The organism is Undibacterium pigrum, assembly GCF_003201815.1.
Lineage (GTDB): Bacteria > Pseudomonadota > Gammaproteobacteria > Burkholderiales > Burkholderiaceae_D > Undibacterium > Undibacterium pigrum.
The window spans coordinates 1-2826 of record NZ_QJKB01000036.1; the positions used below are offsets into that span (position 1 = coordinate 1).

At 51.9% G+C, this 2826-nt stretch carries 1 protein-coding gene; it reads right to left on the bottom strand.

The window, feature by feature from the left end:
- The coding region (locus tag DFR42_RS28880; RefSeq protein ID WP_146219020.1) for a non-ribosomal peptide synthetase at positions 1-2826 on the bottom strand (2826 nt) is incomplete at both ends.

Below are 2826 nucleotides of genomic sequence, written 5' to 3' on the forward strand. Positions count from 1 at the left end.
AGATACCTCGCCAAGTCCCCAGTCTTGTACAACCTCGCTCCCGGCTCATTGCTGAAGCGGTCTTCCACGAACCGCTCCGCCGTCAATTCCGGACGGTTCAGGTAACCCCTCGCTACACCAGCACCGCCTATGTACAGCTCTCCTTCAACACCAACCGGTACCGGTTCGCCGTGTCTGTCTAGAATGTAAACGCGAAGATCTTTGAGTGGACGGCCTACAGAAGTTAAATCTTGCGTATGCTTCTCTATGAGGCGATAAGTGACATGTACAGTAGTCTCAGTAATGCCATACATATTAATTATCATTGGCTCGTTGGACTGATATATTTCCCACCAAGGAGTCAATGCCAGCACATTCAGTGCCTCACCGCCAAGAATGATATATCTCAATGAGGTCAAACAAGCACTTCCTTGAGATGAGTTCAAATTTATCAGTTGCTGAAAAGCCGAAGGAGTTTGGTTTAAAACCGTCACCTTTTCTTTGATTAGCAATTCAAAAAATTGCTTTGGCGATCGGGATATGAGGTAAGGAACGACCACCAGCCTTGCACCATATAGTAAAGCGCCAAATATTTCCCATACTGAAAAGTCAAACGCGTAGGAATGAAACAGCGTCCAGATATCGCCACTACCAAATTGAAATTTCTCCTCAGTAGAATAAAACAACCGTACGACGTTGTGATGAGTCAGGAGAGCGCCTTTCGGTTTTCCTGTTGAACCAGACGTATAAATCACATATGCCAATTGATTCGGCAAATAGGCCGGTGGAACATTCTCGCTTGTATATTTTTGTAGAATGTCTTTTCCACTATCGCTACAAAAAACCTGATATCTAGAAGGAATTTTGTTTCTTAAATGCTCTTGCGTTAAAACTAATATTGGATCTGAGTCATTTAGTATGTGTGTCAGCCGCTCTTGCGGTACTTTCGGATCTAGCGGCACATACGCCCCGCCTGCCTTCAGGATCCCTAAGATGCCTACGATCAAATCAATAGAACGTTCCATGCACAAACCAACCAGGTCTTCCGGCTTGACTCCCACTTCTCTCAGATAGTGCGCCAGACGGTTGGCTTGCGTATTCAATTCTCCGTACGTCAGACGCTGCTCTTCATACACCACCGCTACTGCTTGCGGATTCTTGACCACCTGCTCCTCAAACAACGCATGGATACACTTGTCTTGCGGGTAGTGTGCTTGCGTACTGTTCCACTCTTCCAAGATCTGATACCGCTCTTGCTCTGGCAATATCCCCAACTTCGATATCGCCGTCTGCGGCGCAGACTCATCCGCCTGGACCATCCCTTCCAGCAGTTGCGTAAAATACCCTACAAAGCGCTCAATAGTCTTGCGCTCAAACAGTGCCGTCGCATATCCCACTATCCCCGATATCTGACCATCGACTTCGCCCATGCTGATGTCCAAGTCAAACTTGGCTATATCATAGGCCGCCATCTGTGGCATGACCTTCAAACCAGGCAGCGCCAATTCATCTGCTCCTTGGTTCTGCCAGGTAAACATCACTTGGAATAATGGCGTGTGCGATAAGCTCCTCGGCGGCTTAACCAGTTCGACGACTTGCTCGAACGGCAGGTCCTGATGCTCTTGCGCTTGCAGCGTGTGCTGCTTGGCCCGCTCAAGCAGTTCGGCAACGCTGGGGTTCCCTCCCAGATCCAACCGCAATGCCAGCGTGTTGACAAAGAAGCCAATCATCGGCTCCAGCTCCGCTCGCAACCGGTTGGCCACCGGTGTGCCAATCACGACTTCGTCCTGCTGCGATAGCCTCGACAGCAAGGCACCCCATGCCGCCAACAGCGTCATGAACAACGTGCTCCCGTGTCGTTGGCTCATCCCTTTGAGCCGCTCGCTCAATACTGTCGAGAGCGTCAACCCAACCTGACCACCACGGTGGTCTTGCAACGCCGGACGTGCATGGTCCAACGGCAATTCCAGTAGTGTTGGTGCGCCTGACAGCGTGCGTTTCCAATAGTCAATCTGACCTTGCAGTAATTCCCCTGCCAGCCATTTCCTTTGCCATGCCGCATAGTCGGCATATTGGATCGCCAATGCCGGCAAAGGCTCTTCTTCGACTGCACCCTCTTGCACGTACGCGCCATAGAGCGCACTCAATTCTCGCGTCAGTACGCCGATTGACCAGCCGTCGCTGACGATATGGTGCATGGTCAGCAGCAGCACATGTTCTTGCTTACTTACTGCAATCAGCCGTCCTCGGATCAACGGCCCTTGTTCCAGATTGAACGGCGCTTGTGCTTCGTCTTCAATGAGTCGCTCCACTGCCTCCTCTCTTTGCGCAGACGGCAAACTTCTCAAGTCGTGATGCGTGAGCGCAAAGCCTACTTCGGCTTCCCTTATACATTGGCTTGGTTGCTCCCCTACCGAAACAAAGCAGGTCCGCAACGCTTCATGCCTTGCCACAATCCGGTCCAGCGCCTTGATCAACGCCGCCTGGTTCAACTCCCCCTCCAGCTGTAATCCCAGGGGGATGTGGTACGCCTGACTCACACCGTCCATCTGCGCTAGGAACCAGAGCCTTTGCTGCGCAAATGACAGGGGAAGCGCAACCGTGCGGTCCGTCAATTCGATCGCCGGCAAATGACTGCGGACTGCCGAACTGACCACTTGCGCTTGATCGCTCAAACGTGGCGTTGCGAACAGTTGCGTCAGCGATACTTCCACTTCAAAGTGCTGGCGTATCCGCGTAATGAGTGTCACCGCCAAGAGCGAATGGCCTCCCAGTTCGAAGAAATGGTCATGTCGACCTACACGGTCCAGCTTGAGAACCCCGGCCCAGATCTGTGCCAGCTCCGTT